The sequence below is a fragment of the Taibaiella lutea genome, from assembly GCF_008629695.1.
GTDB classification, from domain to species: domain Bacteria; phylum Bacteroidota; class Bacteroidia; order Chitinophagales; family Chitinophagaceae; genus Taibaiella; species Taibaiella lutea.
In genome coordinates, this window is sequence record NZ_VWSH01000003.1 from 392,107 (window position 1) to 415,592 (window position 23,486).

A 23,486-nucleotide genomic window follows, 5' to 3' on the forward strand; every position below is an offset into this window, starting at 1 on the left:
ATTAATTCCTGAAATAATTGGCAAATGAGTTAGATGCCATGGTTTCATTTAATATCTGGTTTAATAAGCTCCAATCGAAATCTTTATTGTTATCAATAGCGAAATACAAAGCATAAAGTTTAGTGTCTTTACTGCCGATGTTTTCTGGCTGTTGCATGTTTTTATTTGTTATTACAACAACAAGCCTTCTTGAATTGCGCACACCTGAACCCTGTTCATTTATCGTACCTGTTTTTGCATACACAAAATAACCCGGATGTGCTGCCGCTAAACCACCGATACCATGCGCTGTACCCCATGCACCATAAATCACATCGTTCATGCCTTTGAAAATATTCGCAGCAAGAAAACGGTTAAAGTTTGCATTGCCATTCCATGTTGTATCTACCTTCCATGCTACATTCCGCTGCGGGTTTTCTACTATGCTCAACCCGAAATTTCTGTTTTGAGTAAACAGAGAAAGATACATTTCCAGCATCTTATAAGCAGAAACCTGATAAGGATATCCGCCTAATGTAGTGGTCTTCAATCCGATATTAAAATTCTGATAAGGCTCTTTAAAGCTACGTTGAGATTGCAATAGCGAAGATTGCTCCGGCATACTCCATAAGTAGTAAATAGATTTATTGGGAGATAAAAAGCTATAGTTCATACTGTCAAGCATACTTTCTTTTCTGTAAGATGAAAGGAGCGTATCTTTCTGCATTACCGTTTTTGTTTGCAATCCTGCATTGGTTTGTAATCCGTTTGCCAATAACGAGTTTTCATTTCCGAAGAAATCTTTATGCTTTGCTTCTTCATCAGACGCCGGCCACGCTCCCCTTCTGTTATTATAATTAGGTAAGTGATAAGCAAGGCCATTTACTTCAAACAAAGGATAAGTATTGTTATTGCCGGCTTGTGTGCTCAATACGTTCCTGATGCTGGCCTTATTGTTTTTTATAAATGCATTGCGTGGATAAGAACCCAGAAATATCATGGCAGATTGATAGAAATTACTGGAAACTTCCAGGAAGCGACTAACGTCCATATATCCTGCACGATAATGGTCATCATTTTCCCAGGGCTTCAATAATTTGAATCCTGCATAGCTTTCATATTGCAATTCGCCCGGAGCCTGCATGTGCAACGATTCCCAGCCTGCATTTATCTGTGATGCGATAGCTGCTGTTGTTAATGGTTTTACAGAAGATCCGGGCCCTAAATGCAAAGCGATAAGATTGCTGTTGCCCCATTGGTCTCTTTCGTTCCTGATATTACTGAAGAAGAAATGCTTCTGTTGCAGTTTTTGAATGGCGTAATCATCGTTAGGATCTAATGGCTTTCTATTGGTTACAAAGTCATTCATCAGGCGTATATTGCCATTGCCGTCAGCGGCAATAACACTAAACCTGAAACCGCTGTTGTTTTGGGTTACATCGCCGTAAGTATTTTCAATTAAGTTTTGTGTGCTCTTCAGCAAGTTATAATCCAGGCTGATAGCCACATTCTTCTTCAGCAAAGTATCTGCTTCATAATTGCTGCGGATGGCATTCGCAAAATGATACAACCAAAAGCTTTTTTCCTTCAAAGGATATAAGATCTCATACCGGCCATTGATCCATTTGTTGATAGCAAAATGATTGCTGCTGTCATAGAGCTCAACAATAGAACCATTCCATACTGATTTATTTTCTACCGGTTGTAAATGCAGGTATAAATGGTCATTGTACAAAGCGCTGTATTGAAAACCATTATAAGTGATATACAGCGGATTGTCTATGCGCATGGCACTTGAAGGCTTTTCTACCAGTTGTTTCAAAATACTTCTGGTATAATTATCCGTAACAGAATCATTTAATAAGGCTTTGAAATTTTTGTCTTCAGCCATGATTTTCATGAGCCCCGAATAACTGTAACGCAATCGTTTTGCATCAAGGCTGTCCTGTATTTCGCCCATTACGGCATTCAAATCATTGTTGATCCTGTTCTTTGTTTTCTCTACAATAATCGAAAAATTATTACTGCTCAATTCATTGCTTTTAATAGTTGTTAATGCAAAAGCTGCTATCAAAACAGTAAAGAATGCATAACGCGTAAAGTTAGATTGAAGGTTCAATTGATAGGAACGATAAGTATTCGGCTGTTGTGTCAATGTAATGCCAAATAATATCAAAGGCAATACTACACTCAGTTTACTTGTAAGGCTGAGGAATGGAAAATCCTGTCCAAAAAATACAAAACGGTTTGTTGCAGTCAACCAGACAAATAAACTCGTTGTAAAGAATAACAATAAAGGTAAGATGCCTGCATAGCTTTTGTAGTTCAACTTGAAGTAAGCATCATCCGTAAGCCTATATGAAATTAAGTACAGAATCAGCGGCAGCAATGTAAGTATCAATGTCAGATACATAGTGAAGTTGCCTAACTCGCCAATTACAAAACGTGCAATCACCACATCACGCGTCTGCGTATTATAATTCACGCCTACTCTGGAATATGGCCTGAGATTTATAGTAGCATTGTTATTGTATTCCTTGCTTATATAGGAATTGATGAACCATTGGTTCTCTGCCGTCTCAATAATTTTTTGTGTCTGAAAAGATGAATACGGATTCTGTGAAAGCAGTTGGCTTAACGGCTGGTGAATGATGGAAGCACGATATTGCACATGTTTGATTGCCGCAGTGGCCCTGGCTTCCATCATATTTCTTGTCGGAGGTATTAACAATAGCAGAAGGTATAACGCTAAAACACCACCCAATATCTTTGTAATCTTTCCCTGTTTTTTATAGAAAAAAAACAGTATGATAAAAGGTATCAGCAATGCCAATCCTATTACAATCAGTTTGTAAGTCAGGAGATAATAGAAAAGCGATTTGAACGAAAGAATAGTCAGGTATGCAATCAAAGAAAGGATGCCGTAAATCCAGTAGTTGTTCGGATTGAAAACCATTCGCTTCAGGTTTGTTCTGGAAGAATCGAACGGCTTTTTAAGGAAGTTGAAAAAGATGTTTTTCAACAAAATAAATAAAGTAAACAGAATAGCAAATCCCCTGTCTGTGACGGCAAAAAAGGCAATGGTCAATATCGTTATTACGAATGTCGGGTTATTCAGGAAGTAGTGAAAATAAGCTTTCAGCTTTACATAGCCTTTCGATTCGCCTGCGTTTACCCACTCATGTTCAAAACTGAAATGTTTGTTGGCAAGCATTGCAAAATAGCAGTAACCAGCTACAGGAATAATAATCGAAATTATCCTTGTCAATATTTCGATATGCACTAAAGAACTATTGACAAAGAAAATCAGGAGGCATGCTCCGATAAAGTAAGCGTAGTATTTATTGATGCGCTTTGAATTGGTAAGTTTCCATTTTTGTTCAGGCGAAAACTTAAATGGCTTTCCAATGCTGATGCGATAACGGAAGAAAGCTAAAATTGCTAAAAATAAAAACACCCAGATTAAGGTAAGGGGTACCGGAAGCTTAATGCCCCATCTGTAATCGAAATTGAGAATAGTATTTTCCAGTTCGTACTTCGAAATATTTTCCAGTGGCGGAAACGTTGCCAGACGCCAATATAAAATGAGCCTTAGTATCAACAGCAGATATACAACAGTAAAAATGATGGGTTCTATTCTTACCAGATTTTTCCCGGGAAAGAATATTAATAAAGCCAGCATGCCCAGATATATCAAGGTAGCAAACAATAGTAACCTATGAAAGTGAAACCCATTTTGTGAAAAATCACGGATGTTAAAGAGATACTTTTCACCTGCATTAGTCGAATTCAAATAGAACTGATGACCAGCTATTTCCTTATGAATATTATTGCCGTTATGATCTGACACGCCAACTTTTAACGGAACATTCGGGCCTTGCGACAAATAGTCTATGTTGCCGCTGATACGGCCTCCCGTTTGTAATCCGTTATTGTTGAAATAGAAACCTTCACGTAAATCGGTTGCAATTATATCATCATTATTATTGGATACAAAACGCAGGTTTTTATTACCTGTTTGTTGTGAGTTTGCAGGGCTTGATAAAAGGTAGGACGACGGATAATCGTACATAAAAGCAATACTGTTATCACTTGCATTAATGCCGTAATCTGCGCTATTAATAGAAGTAATATAGTTTTTTGCCTGGGTATTATGGAACCCGATATAAAATTCTTTGCCAAATGACAGGTCAGCATTTACCTGCAATTCAGGCTTGACATCTGTCCCGTCTGCTTTTAGATGATATCCGTTTAACATAAAATCTCTGGAAGGAAAAATGGAATAACCTTTTCTGTCTTCAGATGTATAGTTCATTAGCAGATAACTATCTCCCAATTGACGTAACATAAATTCCAGCACAGCATAGCTTTCATTCTTGCCGGAGTTAAAGCTTTTGCTATTCAACAAAAGATTGTAAAGCGATTTTCCTTCCGTTAATTCCTGTTCTTCAATATGTAAATGGTCATTGTATGGCAACTGGATATTTTGCTCATCAGCTAATCTTCTGTCTTTCGAGCTTATTTGAATATCATAAACAATATTTGCCTTTCTGTCAGGATGTAGAAAACTGAAAAACCCTTTGGATTTGGCTTGTAATGTTACAGTGATGGTATTGATTCCATTGGAAATGCTAAACTCTTTTTGAAAGAGTTGCGGAAAAATATTGTTTACCGGAGTAAAAATTTTAGGTGTTTCCGTCGCAGCAAATACAGGTTCGTAGAAGTTGCTGAAATGCAACGCCGCACTATTGACACCATTTTTAGTAATCTTGATACTGCCTTCTGATTGTAAACTATCCTCAAACTTTTCCGTAAATGTCAAATCCTTGCTGAAGGCTATGCCCGTATTGCTGATGGCGTGATAATCATTATTGAAAAACCAGGGATGCGCGCCGGATGGGTTTGTTGTTCTGTAAATGCAAACCACACTACTTATAAATACAATGGTTAGTAAACCGGATGAAAGCAACACTTTATATTTCTTAATAACCTTCGCTGCATGGGCTTTCACTGCATCTGAAACATTTTCAACATTTGTTTTTTTGAAGATTAATTGCTCAATCCCGATTTGTGCAAAGAAATATAACAGACATGCAATAATACCGATGCTCAACATCCAGCTGATAGCGCTGCCGTACATTATGTTCAGCAGAACAATGATGATGCTTGGTATTGCAATATAAAGGCTTCTTAAATTCATAGTGTTCTCTTGAAGAGCTACCCGCTTTTCTGTTTAAAGGTTTTTTATCTTATAACCCGAAATAATAGATTCGTCCAGACCGGTGGATGATTGCTCGGAAAGAAGGTCAACAAGGACTTTTATGTTTTTGGGTATCTTATCAACCGGCGTATTACTGTCGATTTCGACCGCTGCATCATTCTTCATCCTTTGGTTCATCAGATATTGCATATTAGGTTCATCGTAAGCTTGCTTTTTTGCAATCTTATACCGTGTAAGGCTGCTGAAGTGGCTCATGATTTTCAAAAGCGTTTCAATGATTTCCTTTCTGGAACCTTTTTCCATAGCATCATTCATAGGCGAAATAAGCTTTCTGAATGCCTCGTTATAATACTTCTGGTCAAAATCAGTATAAACATCCAGGTTCTTTTTATAAGCTGTTGTTTCATTCTTCGCTTCTTCCAGCTTCAACTTCAGGTCTTTGATTTCCGCCTTTAGTTTCTTCACATCTGCTGCACTTATTTCTTTGTTGCCTGATTTTACTTCCACGCTTTCATCTATGAACAATTTTGAGTCAGGTATACGCTGTTCTTCCTGCGTTTTTTTCTTTCTGGAATTAAAATAAGATGTGATGCCAAGCATCAATACCGCTCCGATGGTTCCTCCTATTAATCCCGTCCATAAACCGCTTATTGCATCTTTATTGTTATTGGCTATTTCATTGGCATCAATGCCACCGGCTTCGCCGTGGTCGTTAACAATATCCTGCTGCACCGTATCTCCGGAGTTTGTGTCAGGCTGATGGGTTGTGTCTTGCGAAAAGCCTATCCATGGCGTCAGTCCAAGTATCAATATGAAAATTATTCGCTTCATTTCTTATAAATTTTGACAGACTTAAAAATATAATGGATTCTGAGATTGATTTGGCGTTGCGTCGCTTACATTGTTATTGTCCGGCGGCGCTACAGTAGTTATTTTTATATCGTCGCGCAACAAGCTGTTTAAGTATTTTTCGTCAATATAATTCGGGAAAAGACTTGGAACCACAAGGCTCATATCGCTGCTATCCGTATCATCAATCGCCCGCATCGGCGCAATGCTATCTATAACGCCATCATGCATTCTTCTTACGAAATAACCTTTATGCGTGAACTCAACATTGGCCTCATATTTGGTACCCGGCGTTTTTTGAAATATTTCATTGCCGCTGATCCTGTATGTTTTGGAGCCGATCAGGAATTGGCTGTTCTGTAATTTGTCAAATTTTAAATTCGTGTCAAATGCCAATACCTTTTCCGCCTGCTCAAAATTATTCAGGTCATTGAAAATCCTTGCAAACAAAGACTTCCGGTTAATCAATGGTTTCTTAGGCTCTTTCGTTTCTTCCTGTGTCGCTTCATCCGCAAAAATCAATTGAATAGGATAGCCCGTCATCTCTGCATTCAAACGGATAGAATTATTAAACACACCTTTGATACAGATATCTTTTAGTTCGTTGCTGTTCAATAAATTTATTTTAGAACCGTCAACGCCCAAATCTTTTGTCAGCTTGTCTTTCAGCTTATCCACCAATGGTTTAAACATAAAGCTGCGGCCCGTAAGTATTACCCCTGCACAATTAAAGTCTTTTTTATTTTCCTTTATAAGCTTTAAATAACTGACGGTACTTTCTGCTATAAAGTTGCAGGCATCATCCACATAATGATAGAAATCGGCAGCATTCTCAATGCCCGAAAGCAGGCTGATTAAGGTATTGATGCCATCGCCATATTCAATCAGATCTTTAAAAGTAATATCTCCGCTTTTTGCATAATCCCATGTGCTTCGCACCTGGTCATTCATGTTGATGCCTTTATAATTAAACTTCAGGCGTTCCAGTTCTGTATAGAAATTATTCTTGCGTTCTAAATCATCGCTCGTTAATATGCCTACAATCCTGTCTTTTATAAACTTGATGCTGCTTTGTTTTGTTTCCGCAGTTTCACGTATATAATGCAGCAATGTTTCGAACAAAGCATAAGTAATCATATTGCCCGCACCAGAAAAACCATTGCGGTATATAGGTTTCAGGTCAAAAATGCTGTCCTTCCCTGTTCTGATAATAGAAAAATCCGTTGTGCCTTTTCCCGAATCTATAATAATATAATCCCTGTCTTTTTCAACATGAATATTGCTCTTGTTAATGTACCCGATAAAGCTTGCATCACTTTCAGAAATAGTCAGTACTTCCCAGGCCAGGATCTTTCCCTGATATTCCGACTCGCTTAATTCCCTGAATATATTACCTAACTGATGCTGTATATAATTAATGTCGTTAGTGTCATAAATGTTCGGAACCAATAACATTAACCGGATAAAGCGGGTGGCATTATTGTACCGGATAAACTCTTTTTTCAGGAAAGAAGTTATCATGACTTTCAGGATCGTATTGTAAACCTTTTGTTTGATTTCACTCATCTTGATAGGAATGCCATAGCCATCCTTTTCAATTTCAAAGCTGATGCCATTCAATAAGTCTTCATGCTTGTGAATGATTTTCAGGTTAGGCAGCTGATGAAATTTCTGTTCCGTCAAAGTATTGAACCCGTCTTTGGTATTAACCAGCATCTTTAAGTTGTCGGCAATATTTTTAATGAAGACCTCTTTGTCTATATCTTCATATTCGCCGCTCAGCTGCTCTTTCAGGAAGAACAGGGATTTATAGAAATTCGTATTCTTTTCTTCCTGATAGAAATCCACTATTTCATTTTGTGAAACCCAGCCATTGCTTTTATGAAAGGATACGATATTGCGAAACAGATTTTCAATTTCAGGTTTCTTTTCCAGCAAATTAAAATCATTGGAATAACGCTTAACCGCCATCTGGCTCGATTCCGAACCGAAGTCCAGCGCAATACCCAGAAACTGTGACGGATGTGCCAGATAAATATCCAGTGTATTGGAATAATTTTCTCCGTTAACCTCCAGTACTACTTTCAGGCTCACTTTATTACGGTCAAAAAGTTGCTGGTCAATTGCTTTTATCTGGCGGCTTTTAATATAAACGCCCATTGCCTTCGATTCAAACGAAAGATTCAGATGGCTGTTGGCATTTCCTAAAATCTCCTGTTGCTCATGTAGGGTAAACTTATTTTCAGGCGTTGCAGGTGCTAATTCCGGTAAAAAATCTTCAAGATCTTCATAGCTTAATTTCTCTTTTTGTTTTTCCGGTTCTGCTGCCTTCTGTTCTTTGGGCTTTTCCGGCTGACGTTCATACAGGCGAAGCGTCACTACATTGTTCTGGTAGCTGCAAGCGGCATCCATTTGTGCCATGTTCAGGTCACGACTGCCTTCTACAAACGTTTTTATGACGCTCGATCTCAGTATGGAAAGCAGGTTAAAGCTCGTAAGGCTCGGCACTTCCACAATATAGCTGCTGTTCCCCGTTGTAACACTCGATTCTGTCAGTTCAAGCAGGATTTCTCTTCTGTCGTTTATGATTACCGGTATGGAGTAGAATTTCATTTTCGCTTATTTTTCATTCTAAAAAATGTAAACAAATGTAATTAAAATAGTAGAGACGTTGCATTGCAACGCCTCTACTATTCTGTATTTTAAATAATCCGGTCCGTTTATTTCTTTGGAGGAATGGTTCCAAAAACATGGTCCCACATAACAGAGCTGACACCAAAACCTTTTTCCGGATATTTGTAATGATGCAAGTGATGGTTACGCCACAAGGCTTTAAGAAAGGTTGGCGGAGTAAAAGCATGGATAGCGTAATGCATGCTGCCATAAAGCAGATAGCCGAAAAGGAACCCGGAAAAGAACCCTAACACATTCCAGCCGAAAATTAAATATTGTAAGGAAAAAAAGAAAGTAGCCACAATAAGGCTTGGCACCGGCGGCATAAACAAACGTTCCCTGTCTCTGGGATATTCATGATGAATGCCATGCAGCTTATAAATAGCACGCTGTACCTTAGGGCTATCAGATACGATATGAAAGATAAAACGGTGTATGATATATTCTATCAGCGTCCACGCAAACAAACCTGCAATAAAGAAAGCAGCCATGCCTGCTACAGACAGTTCTTTATAAACTACACCGTAATATAAAAGGAAGACAATAGTTGGAACATACATGCTGTAGATTACAATAGGATGCGTTTTAGTCATCATTTCCAGATATTCGCTCTGGAAAACCTTGCCTTGTCCCTTGTTTTTTATCTTTTCAATATGCATCTGGTTGGGCGGTTATTGTGATACGAAAATAACAAAACGAATGCTAAAAAGTTTGTAAAAACAGAAAGGCAATTCCGGAGAATTGCCTTTTAATAATTTGATAATGATGTAGTTTTGTTATGCCGCTTCCTTTTTTGCCTTGCGTTTTTCGGCATGGGCCTGCGCCGCTTCTCTTACCCATTCGCCTTCTTCCCATGCCTTTTTGCGTGTTTCCAGTCTTTCTTTGTTACAAGGGCCGTTTCCTTTTACCACATTCCAGAACTCATCCCAATTGATTTCACCGAAATCGTAATGGCCTCTTTCTTCATTCCACTTCAAATCTTTATCAGGAATGGTAAGGCCCAATATTTTAGCCTGTTCCACCGTTACATCCACAAATTTCTGGCGTAGTTCATCATTGCTGAAACGTTTAATTTTCCATTTCATGCTCTGAATAGAGTTAGGACTGGCATCATCCGTCGGCCCGAACATCATAATAGAAGGCCACCACCAGCGGTTCAGCGCATCCTGTGCCATTTTCTTCTGAACAGAAGAACCTTTGCTTAAAGTCAGCATAATTTCATAACCCTGGCGTTGATGAAAGCTTTCCTCTTTGCAAACCCTTACCATGGCACGGCTGTATGGACCGTAAGATGCACGACAAAGCGGCACCTGGTTCATAATAGCAGCCCCGTCTACCAACCAGCCAATGGCGCCCATGTCGGCCCATGTGATAGTCGGATAATTAAAGATAGAAGAATATTTTGCTTCGCCGCTATGCAGCTGGCTGTACATTTTATCGCGCGAGATACCTAAAGTTTCGGCAGCGCTGTACAGGTACAGGCCATGTCCGGCTTCATCCTGAACCTTTGCCAGCAATACCGCTTTACGGCGTAAAGACGGTGCGCGCGTAATCCAGTTTCCTTCAGGCAGCATACCGATGATTTCGCTGTGCGCATGTTGGGAAATCTGACGGATTAAAGTCTGGCGATATTTTTCAGGCATCCAGTCTTTCGGCTCGATGCGCAATTCGTTATCTATTTTTTCCTGAAACTTTTGTTCCAAATTAATTTCAGCCATAAAACAAAGTTGAAGAGGCAAAGTTAAGGTAATTCTGCCATTTACTTTAATGATGTGCTATAGCCTTCCTGTAAGGCCGGGTTCTTCTTGTCGAAGTGCTAAAAGGGACTGACGTTTGACGGATGCTTTAATTCTTTGCTTACTGTAGCAAAAATGTTTGCCACTTCTTTTTTGAACAATCTCACCTGCCTGAAAAAATACACAGGCAATACGATTGGGATGAGAAATAAAATAATTCACTATCAATAATTGTTTCAATGTTTTTGCGGATAGCTTCCGCCTCCCACCTTGTCATACCGAGGCGGGATCTTTTAACGCAATTGTCATTAACCCCATTCACCAAAATAGAAAACCCTGAAAGGGTGAAAGACAATAGCGATGGGTGCAACCCATCGTAAAAATGTAATTGCATTTGCCACAAATGGAAACTCATTTGTTGCAGACGCATTACTATTTGCTTTAAATCGAACTTCATTTGACACACATGGAAACTCGTTTGCCACAGATGCATAATAATTTGCCATTAATCGTTATTCATTTGTTACCGGTGTATTAATATTCGTCCGGCATGCACTTGATTAAGGTCAATTTCCATTTTCCGCAGGCATTTCTTAATCTGGTTTATGGCTAAACGATAGATAAATTCTAATTTTGCGCCCTTATTTAACCGAAATGACAAAGAAATCAGAAGACCAAGTGGTAGATGTGGTGCTTATCGGCGCAGGCATCATGAGCGCAACATTAGGCGTTTTCCTGAAACAATTACAGCCTGATTGGAATATAGAGATACTGGAAAGATTGGATGAAGTAGCTGCCGAAAGTTCTGCGGCATGGAACAATGCAGGTACCGGCCATGCCGCTTTATGCGAGCTGAACTATACCCCGCAAAAAGAAGACGGTTCCGTTGATTGCAGCAAAGCCTTTAAGATTAATGAACAATTTGAAGTTTCAAAACAGTTTTGGGCCTATCTCGTAGAGCATGACCTTATAAAACCCGATTTTATAAAACCCGTGCCGCATATGAGCTTCGTGCGCGGTGCCGAAGATATTGCTTACCTGAAGAAACGCCATGAAGCCCTTACGCAACATGAATTGTTTAAAGGCATGCAATACTCGGAAGACCATGCCGTATTGAAGCAATGGTTTCCCCTCATGATGGAAGACCGTGATCCCACCGAAGAAGTAGCGGCAACAAAAATGGACCTCGGTACCGACGTTAATTTTGGTGCATTGGCCTGGTCTATGATTCAGTATCTGTTCAGCCGCGACAGATCCATTCTGAAGCTGGCGCAGGACGTAAAAGATATTGACCGCAGCAAAGACGATAAATACTGGGAAGTAAAAGTAAAGAACCTCACTACCGATGTTACCCGTATCATAAAAGCAAAATTTGTTTTCATCGGCGCAGGCGGCGGCGCCTTGCATCTACTGGAAAAATCCGATATCCCCGAAGCAAAAGGTTATGGCGGATTTCCTGTAAGTGGCCAGTGGCTGCGTTGCACCAATCCTGAAGTTATAGAAAGGCATCATGCAAAGGTTTATGGTAAAGCAGCTGTAGGTGCGCCACCAATGTCCGTTCCGCATCTGGACAGCCGCATGATCAACGGCGAAAAGGAATTGCTGTTCGGGCCTTATGCAGGATTCTCCACCAAGTTTTTGAAGAACGGCTCCTACATGGACCTGCCTACTTCCATTAAGTTCGGCAATATCGTTCCCATGTTACAGGCAGGCATACACAATCTTTCGCTTACCAAATACCTGATTCAGCAAGTACGCCTGTCTCCGGAAGAAAAACTGGAAGTGCTGAAAGAATTTTATCCCGATGCAAAAATGGAAGACTGGGAGCTTGCCATCGCAGGACAACGGGTACAGGTAATCAAGAAAAATGCAGAAGGCGATGGCGTGCTTGAATTTGGCACCGAACTGGTAAGCGCTGCCGATGGCTCTATTGCAGCCTTGCTCGGCGCATCTCCCGGTGCATCTACAGCAGTTTCGGTAATGTTGGAATTGTTGAAAAAATGCTTCCCTGAACAAATGAGTTCGGCTTCATGGCAAAGCAAAATCAGGGAAATGATTCCTTCCTTTGGCCGGGAATTAGGAAACAACCCTGACTTACTGCACGAAATGAGGAAATGGTATTCCGGAGTTTTAAAGTTGGATACTGCTGAAACTGTGTAGAATGGTCACTCCAAAAAACAGGACGCATTTTGGAAAAGAAGGGCGCTGTTTTTTGAAAATGATAAACATAAATTCAAAAATATTTTTTGAATAAAAAAGAAAAATATTATACATTTGCATAGAATTTCGAAAGAGAGGGGGCTACTAAAGCCCCCATTCTTCGTTTTAAACCGGAATCGGAATATTAAACCTCGTCTTTTAAGGCAAATGGAAAACAGTATAGTAAAGCAATTAACGGAAAAAACAGAAGCGCTCATTGCTGATTCAGCTTTGTTTTTAGTAGAACTGACCGTATCTCCTGCAAACAATATCAAGATATTTATTGATGGTGATGCAGGCGTAACGATTGAAGCCGTTTCAAAAATAAACAGAGCCTTGTATCGTCAATTGGAAGAAGAGGAATTTTTGAACGGAGATTTTTCGCTGGAAGTAAGCAGTCCCGGTGTAGATGAGCCCCTGAAATTTTTACGCCAATATAATAAAAACATCGGCCGTAAAGTGGAAGTAACCCTAAATGAAGGCGAACCGGTTGAAGGTAAATTGATGGCAGCAACGGAAACCGAGATCACTATTGAAGAAACCATCGGCAAAAAGAAAGAAATAAAGGAAACGGTTATTCCTTTTAGTAATATCAAAAAAACAGTAGTTCAAATCAGTTTTTAACATTGAATAGAAATCAGCAATTCAGCTATTCACTATTCACTATTCACTAAAGTAAAATGGCAAGTATCAACCTTATCGAATCTTTTCAGGATTTTAAAGAGGCGGAAAATATTGACCGTCCCACGTTAATGAAGGTATTGGAAGACGTTTTCAAAACCTTGTTGCGCAAAAAATACGGCTCAGATGATAATTTTGACGTAATCGTAAATGACCAGACAGGTGATTTGGAAATCTTCCGTCGCCGTATCATTGTTGAAGACGGTTTTTCTGAAGATGACTTGGCCGAAGTGGAACTGGCAGAGGCTTTAAAACTTGACCCGGATTATACCGTTGGTGAAGAACTTTATGAAGAAGTAAATGTATTTGACTTTGGCCGTCGCGCCATCCTTGCTGCAAAACAAACATTGGCAGCACGTATCAGCGACCTGAAGAAAAACAGTTTATTGCAAAAATATGCTGACCGCGTAGGTGAAATCATTACCGGCGAAGTGTACCAGATCTGGCGTAAAGAATTGATGTTGCTCGATGACGATAACAACGAGTTGTTATTGCCTAAAGGAGAACAGATTCCGGGAGATTTCTTCAAAAAAGGAGAACCTATCCGTGCCGTAGTAAAGAAAGTGGAAATGCGTAACAATACACCGGTTATCATTTTGAGCCGTACGCACCCTTCTTTCCTTGAAAAACTACTGGAAATTGAAGTACCTGAAATATTGGATGGTTTGATTACCATCAAGAAAATTGTTCGCGAACCGGGCGAGCGCGCTAAAGTAGCCGTTGAAAGCTATGATGACCGTATTGATCCGGTTGGCGCCTGTGTAGGTATGAAAGGTAGCCGTATTCATGGCATCGTTCGTGAGCTGCATAATGAGAACATTGACATTATCAATTATTCTCAGAACATCCAGTTGTTGATTCAACGTGCATTGACACCTGCAAAAGTGAACCGTATTGACGTGAATGCTGAAAACCACCATGTAGATGTTTATATGGATACGGATCAGGTTTCCCTGGCTATCGGTAAAAAAGGCGTGAACATCAAATTGGCACAACAGCTTACAGGATACGGCATTGACGTATTCCGCGATGTGAAGGAATCTGCAGACTTCGATATTGACCTGGAAGAATTCAGCGATGAAATTGAAGAATGGGTAATTCAGGAATTCAAGAAAGTAGGTTGCGATACTGCATTAAGCGTATTGGAGCTTTCTGTTGAAGAACTGATTCGCCGTACCGACCTGGAAGAAGAAACCGTTCGCGATGTGCGCCGCATATTGGAAGCAGAATTTGAAGATGATGGCACAGAAGCATAGTTCTCTTTTTGTGAACAATATAATTGCTCATAAAGACACAGGTCTTACTTTACTTTTTGGAATGTCCCTGTGTCTTTGTATGAAACATCAATGTTATGAATAAGTCATTGATGTTATTATTACAATTTAAAAGCTGCATCAGTAGGGAAATTAACTACATTTGCAGGTTTATACAATAAGTACCGCTCTCTTTGGTTTTCAACCGGATCTAAAGATGGGCTATTGTCAATAAAAATTGCTAAAGGGAATGTGCCCGATAGCCCATAAAGGTTGAAGCTAATTAAAGAATGTCCATAGGAACAAACACACCACGTTTATTGGCAGCTGCCAAGGAATTTAACATCGGAAAGGAAACACTCGTTGATTTTCTGAAAGGGAAAGGCTTTGAAATTGATGCAAGCAAGCCAACAGCAAAATTGACGGAAGAAATGTATTCAGCTCTTCAAAATCAATTTGCACAGGCTAAAGATGCTAAGAAGAAAAGCGAATCCATCGCACTTCCTAAAGGTTCGCTGATTGACAGCCTGCATAAAACACAAGAACAACTTGACATTACTGCCAAAGATAAAAAGGAAGAGAAACCTGTTGAAGCCAAAAAGGTAGAAAAGGCGGAACCTCCGAAAGCAGTAGAAAAGCCGGTTGAAAAACCTGCGCCTCAACCGGAACCAAAGGTGGAAGAGAAACCAGCACCTGTTGCAGAAAAACCAGCGGAACCGGTTAAGCCCGAGCCTAAGCCGGAACCAATACCGGAGCCTGTTGTGCAAAAAGCAGAACCTGCTCCGAAACCTGTTGAAGAGAAAAAGGCGGAACCACAGCCTGAGCCTGCTCCTGCAAAGGAAGAAGCTGCAGAGCCTGAGCATATTGAAATGCAATCTCCGAAACTGGAAGGCCCCAAGGTGCAAGGGAAAATTAATTTAGACGATCTGAATCTGAGCACGCGCCCTAAAAAAGGTGCGCCTGCCAAAAAGAAAGAAGAGCCTAAAAAAGTTGCAGAACTGAAGAAGGAAGCGCCAAGAAAAGAAGCGCCTCCTAAAAAAGCAGAAACACCGCAAGCTCCGGAAGTAAAGGTAGAAGCTCCGAAACCCGCTCCTGTGGCTGAAACGCCTAAGGAAGTACCGGCTCCTGCTCCGGAAGCAATAGAAGATAATACGCCGGAACATATTGAAATGAAGGCTCCGAAACTGGAAGGCCCGAAAATCATCGGTAAAATTGACTTGCCTGTAAACACCGTTGGTGGCAAGCAGGAACGTAAAGATAAACGCAAACGCAAACGCATTCCATTAGAAGGCAAAAAGCCTGAAGGTGGCGGTAATACTCATCAGGGTCAGGGTGGCGGACATCAGGGTCAGGGACAAAATCGACCTCCTCGTCCTGCAGGTCAGGGTGGAGATAACAGGAATCGTCCTGCAGGCCAGGGCCAACAAGGTTCGGGTCAGGGCGGTCAGAATCGTGGTCCCCGTCCGGGTGGCGGTTATCAGGGTCAGGGCGGTCAAAACCGTCCGGGTCAGGGTGGCGACAGAAACAGGCCGAACCGTAATGCTCCCGTTGCAGATCAGGAAATTGACGCAAAAGCAATTCAGGACAAAATCAGGGAAACACAAGCCAAACTTTCAGGCGGCGGTGCCCGTAATAAAAATCTTAAAGCAAAATACCGTCGTAACAAACGTGAGGAAATGGCCGAAAAACGTGCCGCAGCCGAACAGGAGAACGATGGTAGCGTAATACAGGTAACCGAGTTCATCTCTGTAAGTGAATTAGCAAATTTACTGGATGTAAGTTTTGCCGATGTCATCAGCAAATGTATGAGCCTTGGTATCATGGTGTCCATCAATCAACGTCTGGATGCAGAAGTTATTGAATTGGTGGCAAGTGAATTTGATCGTGAAGTAGAATTCATCAATCTTGAAGAAAGCTCTGATGATGAAGTAGAAGATATAGATGCACCTGAAGACTTGAAGCCGCGTGCGCCAATCGTTACCATCATGGGTCACGTTGACCACGGTAAAACATCCTTGCTGGATTATATCCGTAACGCAAGCGTTGTGGCAGGTGAAGCAGGTGGTATCACACAACACATCGGTGCTTATAAAGTAACAACAGAATCCGGTAAAGAAATTGCCTTCCTGGATACGCCGGGTCACGAAGCGTTTACCGCCATGCGTGCGCGTGGTGCGAAAGCTGCGGATATTGCAGTTATCGTTATCGCTGCGGACGATGCTATCATGCCTCAGACGCGTGAAGCCATCTCCCATGCTCAGGCTGCAAACCTTCCGATGATTTTTGCTATCAATAAGATAGATAGAGAAGGTTCTAATCCTGAAAAAATCAGGGAACAGCTTTCTGCTATGAATATCCTTGTGGAAGAATGGGGCGGTAAATTCCAGAGTCAGGAAATTTCTGCCAAGAAAGGAACGAACATAGATTTATTATTAGAGAAAATATTATTGGAAGCCGAATTGCTGGAACTGACTGCTAACCCTAATAAAGAAGGTGTCGGTTCTACCATTGAAGCATCCCTCGATAAAGGACGTGGTTACGTTTCAACCGTATTGGTTCAGTCAGGTACTTTGAACTCAGGCGATATGATTGTTTCCGGTCAGTATTTCGGTAAGATAAAAGCCATGTTCAACGAACGTGGACAGAAAATCTTAACCGCAGGACCTTCAACACCGGTACAGGTATTAGGTTTGAACGGAGCGCCACAGGCTGGTGAGAAATTCAAAGTTTATAAAGATGAATCGGAAGCGAAAAACGTAGCCAATCACAGAGCGCAGATTATGCGTGAGCAAGGACTACGTAGCCGTAAACATATTACCCTTGATGAAATCGGTCGTCGTCTGGCATTGGGTAACTTCAAGGAATTGAATGTTATCATTAAGGCTGACTTTGACGGTTCTGCAGAGGCATTGAGCGATTCATTACAAAAACTATCTACCGAAGAAGTTGTAGTAAATGTAGTATTGAAAGGTGTTGGTCAGATTACGGAATCAGATGTAATGCTGGCTTCCGCATCCGATGCAATCATGTTGGGCTTCCAGGTTCGTCCTTCTCCTCAGGCTGCGCGTCTGGCTGATCAGGAAAACATTGAAATTCGTTACTACTCCATCATTTACGATGCGATTGCAGAAATCAAATCGGCAATGGAAGGTTTATTGGAACCATCAGTTGAGAAGAAAGTGGTTGGTAATATCGAAGTGCGCGAAGTTTATAAAATCAGCGGCGTAGGTACGATTGCAGGTTGTTATGTTACGGATGGTAAAATCAGCCGTCAGACCAAAATCAATATCATTCGCGATGGTATCGTAGTACATACAGGAGAACTGGCATCATTGAAACGTTTCAAAGACGATGTGAAGGAAGTGAACTTCGGTTATGAATGTGGTTTGAGTATTAAGAACTACAACGATATTCAGGTAGGTGATGTCTTGGAAGGTTACGAAGAAGTAGAAGTAAAACGTAAATTGGCTTAATGAAGTAAATATCTGAAACGCCGGTTCTTACGAACCGGCGTTTTTGTATTCATAGATTCCCATTCTCAATACTAATTTTCTATCTTTGCCCCATGTCAGAAAAAATATCTACCGATAAAGCGCCAAAACCCGTAGGCCTTTATCCGCATGCCCGCAAAGTCGGCAATTTATTGTTCTTGTCAGGTATTGGTCCGCGCACGGTTACGGATGAAATACCCGGTTTGAAACTGGATAAAAACGGCAATTTCCTTGAATTCGATTTCGAAGCCCAATGCCGTAATGTATTTGATAATGTAAGGATTGTATTGGAAGAAAGCGGCAGCAGCTGGGATAAATTAGTAGATGTAACCGTCTTTTTGGTGAATATGAAACGTGACTTTGCTGTTTATAACAAAGTATATGCAGAATATTTTAAAGACAATCAACCTTGCCGCACAACAGTGGAAATCAATTCATTACCTACGTCGATAGCTATTGAGTTGAAATGTATTGCAACCATAGACTAACGGATTAACACAAGCTTATAAAGCCTTTCACAAACACTAAATCTCTTTTATTGTTTTCTTATTGTCTTATGCGCAACAGACGATTTGATTTTTAACCCAATAAAAGATTTTTATGAATACGCAATCAATTAAAGGAAACTGGAACGAGTTGAAAGGAAAGCTGAAGCAAAAATATGCGGATCTGACTGATGATGATTTGCTTTATACAGAAGGAAAAGAAGACGAATTATACGGAAAACTTCAGCAGAAGCTTGGTAAAACAAAAGATGAAGTAAAAAAGGAAATTGATTCTTTGTAAATGCTGCAATGATATCATTGCAGGGAATTATTCAGCAAGATGGGGAAAATCGAAGCCCTCATTAAGTTGAATAACGAGTGCAAAGTTCAAAAAGTGTGGAGGATTCATCCTTCACGCTTTTTTATTATTAGGAATGGTGAAATTATGTTTAGTTTTGAATATTCATAATTATCAACCTTCCGGCTATGAGCACAGCAAGCTCCGATATCAGAATTGTCATTATCGAGGACGATGAAACCATCAGGGAATCTTATGCTTATCTTATCAATGAAACAGATGGCTATAGCGTTGTCAATACTTATTCTTCAGCGGAAAACGCCCTGAAAAGCATTAAGGTGGATGATCCGCACATTATTTTGCTGGATGTGGAATTGCCGGGAATCAGTGGCCTGGAAGCCATTCCCAAAATAAAAGCACAGGTTGAAGATATTTACATTATCATGCTAACGGTGTACGACCATCAGCAAACGGTATTTGATGCATTGGGAAAAGGCGCTGCCGGCTATCTTACAAAAAGCACGCCGCCGGCAAAAATTATAGAAGCACTTGGTGAAGTCATGGAAGGCGGTGGCCCTATGAGTGCAAATATTGCAAGAATGGTAGTTCATTCATTTCAACGCAGCCAGGAATCTCCGTTGACCCGCCGAGAAACAGAAATACTGGAGCAGGTCGCCGACGGCAAAACCCGCAGCCGTATTGCTTCTGAAATGTTTATCGATCTGGAAACAGTAAAATCCCATCTTAAAAATATTTACTCCAAACTGGATGTCCATTCACGCGCAGACGCTATTAAAACCGCAAGACAGAATAAATACATTTAATCTCACGAAAATTTTGTTCGAAAAAGGTACTTAACCTCTTAAAATCAAAGGCATAATACGGATTATCCCAACAAATCGGGATGGCAGCCCGTCTTTATAAACATTGGGTTTAATTTATTAATTTTATACCCGTTCCATTTTCAATTCACTTTGCTTTATAAAAGATATAGGTGTATTGTCAATGGGAATCTTTATTAGTATAAAATCAGGCTGGATGAAAAAACTTTTTATTTTCCTTACTTATATCTTTTGCCTTTCCATCACTGTTTTAGCACAGCAAAATAGCGGGCCCCTGCCATTGCTTTTTGTAGAGAATCAGGGTCAATGGCAACAACCTTTTCTGTATAAAGGCATATCGGCCAATGCAGATATTTATTTGGAAAATGGAGGCATAACCTATGTGGTAGGAGATGCCGGCAATCCTGAAAAAATACATGCTGTTAAAGAAGATGGCTTACAGGATGCTACATTAAAATACCACGCCTATAAAATGAAATGGATAGGCGCCAACCTGAAACCAACAACGGAAGGCAGTAAAAAACAAAGCTTTTATCATAATTACTATTTAGGAAAGGATGCTGCGCACTGGAAAAGCAAAGTGCCCGTTTTCGGAAATATAGATTACAAAAACATTTACCCTAAAATAGATTTACATATCAGTTCTGATAAAGGACATGCCAAATATGATTTCATTGTAAATGCAGGAGCTGATGCCGCTCAAATCCGTGTTGCCTTTGAAGGTTTGAATGGAATGAAAATTAACCAGGGAAGTTTGCTGCTTCAAACTTCAGTGGGAACCATTACAGAGATGGCTCCTTATGCTTATCAATACATAAATGGCAGCCTGAAAGAAGTACGTTGCGAATATAAATTATCAGGTAATGAATTGACTTATACTTTTCCTGACGGATATGATAAGGCGCAAAACTTAATCATCGACCCTACAGTTGTCTTTGCAACATTAACAGGTTCAACGGCAGATAACTGGGGCTTTACCGCTACCTACGATAAAAACGGCAATTTCTACGCAGGTGGTATTGTAGGTGGTTTAGGCTATCCCACAACTACCGGGGCATTTCAGGTTGTATTTCATGGCGGTACAACTCCAAGCACAGAGTTGCCCTGCGATATTTCAATTACAAAATTTAATCCCGGCGGAACAGTGCCCATTTATTCAACCTATATCGGCGGCGCACAGGACGATTTGCCGCATAGCCTTGTAGTGGATCAGAATGATAACCTTGCTTTGGTAGGCAAAACACTATCTATTGACTATCCGGTATCTTCAACTGCTTTTGACGGTGTTGCCAATGGTGGTTATGATATTATCGTTACCAAGTTCAACGCAACAGGAACCGCTTTAATCGGTTCTACTTATGTGGGAGGTTCGAATGATGACGGAACCAATGTGACATCCGGGTTTTATGGAAATCATGGCACGCTGAGATATAACTATGGCGATGCTTCACGTAGTGAAATTCTTTGTGATAAGCAGGGCAATGTATATGTTGCCGCCAGTACGCAATCCGGTAATTTTCCTCTTACGCCTACGGCAGCAAAAAGTAACTTGGGTGGTACTCAGGACGGAGTGTTTTTCAAGTTGAATACCACACTTTCCACAATGACTTACAGTACCTTCATAGGAGGCAGTAATAATGATGCTGCGTATGTTCTGGCATTCGATACTGCACAGGCAAATGTATATGTAGCAGGCGGAACACAAAGTTCAGATTTCCATACGTCAATCATGACCGGAGCATATCACAATGTTTATCAGGGTGGTTTGGCTGACGGATATATCCTTAAATTTTTAAACAGCGGTAACTATGCCTTGCAAAAAGGAACATTTATCGGCACCTCTGCTTACGACCAATGTTATGGATTGCAGAATGATCTGGAGAATAACGTTTATGTAATGGGGCAAACCCTTGGCGCTTTCCCTGTCTCAGCAGGCGTTTATTCAAATGCCGGATCACGTCAGTTCCTACAAAAACTGAACAGCAATCTGACTACATCCATATATTCTACCGTGTTTGGTACAGGAGCGACAAGTACCCCTAATATTTCACCTGTTGCATTTCTTGTAGATACCTGCCAGAATGTTTACATCTCCGGTTGGGGCTCCAATATTCCATTGGATGACGGTTCATCTTCAGGACTGACTACCACCGGTCTTCCTATTACAGGCAATGCCTTGCAAAGCACCACAGATGGTAATGATTTTTATTTTATCGTACTTAGTAAAAATGCATTGAGTTTGCTTTACGGCACTTATTTTGGAGCAGCAGGCAAGGGTGAACATGTGGATGGCGGTACAAGCCGTTTTAATCCGGATGGTGTGGTTTACCAGGCTATTTGTGCAAGTTGTGGCGGTGGAACGGGTTTCCCTGCGACACCAGGCGCTTATTCCACCGTTAACGGAAGTAACAATTGTAATTTAGGGGCTTTGAAAATCGCATTCAATCTCGGTAGCGTTCGTGCCCAGGCCGATGCCAATCCTAATGCTACAGGCTGCGCACCATTGACCGTAAATTTTGGTAATAACTCCAGCAACGCGACTTCTTATTTCTGGGATTTTGATGACGGAGGTGCTACATCCACTGCATTTGCACCGACACATACTTTCAATACGCCTAACACTTATGAAGTGATGATGGTCGCTATCAATCCGAATGCCTGCAAGACTCACGATACCGTTTATCTTACAGTAGTTGTGCTAACCGATACCATCCATGCCGATTTTAATTTTCAATTACTGGATACCTGTACAAACCCGCATATCAATATCACTAACACTTCACTGCCCTTGCAAGGCCAGACACAGGCCAATTCCACTTATCAATGGTTTTTTGGTGACGGAGGTACTTCAAATGCCGTGAGTCCCGGTTCGCATAATTATTCGGGTCCCGGAACGTATAATGTGATGATGATTATGACAAATCCGGATGCGTGTAATTCTCCTGATACCGTTGTGAAAACATTGTCCTTTGAGCAACTATTTGTTGATGCAGCTTTTAATATGCCAGATTCTATATGTTTGGGCGATTCCGCAACATTTGTAAATAATTCCGTAAACGGAGTTACATACAATTGGGCATTCACTGATGGTCAGGACATTGCTAATACACAAAGCACAGGTTACAGGTTCAATACTGTCGGAACCTTTACTGTCAAATTAATTGTTACAAATCCAGGATCCTGTAATGGAGTTGATTCGGCAATGCATACTTTGACGGTGTTCCCTAAACCGACAGCAGCTTTCAGCTACAATCCGGTTATTCCGCAAACAAATGTGCCAACGACCTTTGTAAATGCAAGCCAGAATGCCACGCGGTATAATTGGAGCTTCGGCGACGGGCAAACCAGTTCCGAAGTAAATCCTGTGCATGATTATGCCAGAACAGGAACCTATAATGTGTGTCTGACCGCTTATAACGAAATCGGATGTCCTGATGAAATGTGCAGGAAAGTAAGCGCCGACATTACACCTTTGGCAGATATTCCGACCGGATTCAGCCCTAATGGCGATGGTTCCAATGATGTTTTGTACGTAAGAGGTTACAGTATAGCCACTATGAATTTAAAGATCTATAACCGTTGGGGTGAATTAGTATTTGAATCAAACAGCCAGGATCATGGCTGGGATGGCACCTATAAAGGCAAGCCACAGGAAATGGAAGCCTATGCCTTTGTGCTTCAGGTTACATTCCTTGACGGAACAAATTATCATAAACAAGGAAATGTTACTTTATTGAGGTAATTTCATTCTTTTAAATAAATAAAGCACTGATTTTTAA

14 protein-coding genes are annotated in these 23,486 nt (G+C 40.7%); 8 read left to right on the plus strand and 6 right to left on the minus strand.

The genetic code is table 11. From position 1 onward, the window contains the following. Nucleotide 1: 1 nt before the first annotated feature. From F0919_RS12960 to F0919_RS12985, 6 genes are all read right to left on the minus strand, one after another. Nucleotides 2-5,179: a hypothetical protein gene (locus tag F0919_RS12960; protein ID WP_150033190.1), complete on the minus strand. Its 5,178-nt coding sequence runs from the start codon at nucleotides 5,177-5,179 to the stop codon at nucleotides 2-4. A gap of 33 nt (nucleotides 5,180-5,212) precedes the next feature. Further along, nucleotides 5,213-6,031 carry a hypothetical protein gene (locus tag F0919_RS12965; protein WP_150033191.1) on the minus strand — a complete coding sequence of 273 codons (819 nt, stop codon included), beginning with the start codon at nucleotides 6,029-6,031 and terminating at the stop codon, nucleotides 5,213-5,215. A gap of 21 nt (nucleotides 6,032-6,052) precedes the next feature. Beyond that, nucleotides 6,053-8,662, minus strand: a complete 2,610-nt coding sequence (locus tag F0919_RS12970; protein WP_150033192.1) for a hypothetical protein — start codon at nucleotides 8,660-8,662, stop codon at nucleotides 6,053-6,055. 107 nt (nucleotides 8,663-8,769) lie between these two features. After that, on the minus strand, nucleotides 8,770-9,381 hold the full coding sequence (locus F0919_RS12975; protein ID WP_150033193.1) for a sterol desaturase family protein: 612 nt from the start codon (nucleotides 9,379-9,381) through the stop codon (nucleotides 8,770-8,772). Between the two features lie 117 nt (nucleotides 9,382-9,498). Further along, entirely contained in the window at nucleotides 9,499-10,440 is a 942-nt protein-coding gene (gene paaA, locus F0919_RS12980; RefSeq protein WP_150033194.1) for a 1,2-phenylacetyl-CoA epoxidase subunit PaaA, read from the minus strand. A gap of 326 nt (nucleotides 10,441-10,766) precedes the next feature. After that, a complete protein-coding gene (locus F0919_RS12985; protein WP_150033195.1) occupies nucleotides 10,767-10,964 on the minus strand; it encodes a hypothetical protein in 198 nt (65 codons plus the stop codon). A gap of 148 nt (nucleotides 10,965-11,112) precedes the next feature. On the opposite strand from F0919_RS12985, the gene F0919_RS12990 reads away from it, so the two are divergent. The 8 genes from F0919_RS12990 (at nucleotide 11,113) to F0919_RS13025 (ending at nucleotide 23,449) form a co-directional block, all read left to right on the plus strand. Then, nucleotides 11,113-12,618 (plus strand): malate:quinone oxidoreductase, encoded by a 1,506-nt coding sequence (locus F0919_RS12990; protein ID WP_150033196.1) that lies wholly within the window; start codon nucleotides 11,113-11,115, stop codon nucleotides 12,616-12,618. 207 nt (nucleotides 12,619-12,825) lie between these two features. Further along, the gene (locus tag F0919_RS12995; RefSeq protein ID WP_150033197.1) at nucleotides 12,826-13,281 is read left to right on the plus strand and encodes a ribosome maturation factor RimP; all 456 of its coding nucleotides are present in this window, start codon (nucleotides 12,826-12,828) and stop codon (nucleotides 13,279-13,281) included. Between the two features lie 56 nt (nucleotides 13,282-13,337). Then, on the plus strand, nucleotides 13,338-14,594 hold the full coding sequence (nusA, locus tag F0919_RS13000; protein ID WP_150033198.1) for a transcription termination factor NusA: 1,257 nt from the start codon (nucleotides 13,338-13,340) through the stop codon (nucleotides 14,592-14,594). 287 nt (nucleotides 14,595-14,881) lie between these two features. Continuing rightward, a complete protein-coding gene (gene infB / locus F0919_RS13005; RefSeq protein WP_150033199.1) occupies nucleotides 14,882-18,064 on the plus strand; it encodes a translation initiation factor IF-2 in 3,183 nt (1,060 codons plus the stop codon). A gap of 92 nt (nucleotides 18,065-18,156) precedes the next feature. After that, complete coding sequence (locus F0919_RS13010; protein WP_150033200.1) at nucleotides 18,157-18,570, plus strand: RidA family protein; 414 nt, start codon at nucleotides 18,157-18,159, stop codon at nucleotides 18,568-18,570. A gap of 112 nt (nucleotides 18,571-18,682) precedes the next feature. After that, entirely contained in the window at nucleotides 18,683-18,868 is a 186-nt protein-coding gene (locus tag F0919_RS13015) for a CsbD family protein (RefSeq protein WP_150033201.1), read from the plus strand. Between the two features lie 185 nt (nucleotides 18,869-19,053). Continuing rightward, a complete protein-coding gene (locus tag F0919_RS13020) occupies nucleotides 19,054-19,689 on the plus strand; it encodes a response regulator (RefSeq protein WP_150033202.1) in 636 nt (211 codons plus the stop codon). A gap of 214 nt (nucleotides 19,690-19,903) precedes the next feature. Beyond that, a complete protein-coding gene (locus F0919_RS13025) occupies nucleotides 19,904-23,449 on the plus strand; it encodes a DUF7948 domain-containing protein (RefSeq protein WP_190277386.1) in 3,546 nt (1,181 codons plus the stop codon). Nucleotides 23,450-23,486: the final 37 nt, after the last annotated feature.